Origin of the sequence: Neisseria sp. P0014.S009 (assembly GCF_051958155.1) — a bacterium.
Taxonomy (GTDB): Bacteria; Pseudomonadota; Gammaproteobacteria; order Burkholderiales; family Neisseriaceae; genus Neisseria; species Neisseria flavescens_C.
On sequence record NZ_JBQCVS010000232.1, the window covers coordinates 1 to 241 of the forward strand.

The following is a 241-nucleotide window of genomic DNA, read 5'->3' on the forward strand; positions in this document are numbered from 1 at the left end:
TTGTAATACTGGGTGTATTCAATCAAATCATCGTAATAGCAGGCAATGTCTTCCGCACGGGCGATGATGTATTTGTTTTGTACAATATCATCGAACACGACTGATGGATCATTCACGATATTGCGGATGATATGAGTGTAGCTGCGCGAGTGGATGGTTTCGCTGAAGCTCCACGTTTCAATCCAAGTTTCCAGTTCGGGAATCGACACCAAAGGTAAGAACGCAACATTCGGGCTGCGGC

The 241-nt window shown here is 45.6% G+C and carries 1 pseudogene; it reads right to left on the reverse strand.

What is annotated here, in order from left to right:
* Window positions 1–241 (reverse strand): annotated as a pseudogene (locus ACTHS4_RS12455) (class Ia ribonucleoside-diphosphate reductase subunit beta); the annotation flags it as partial.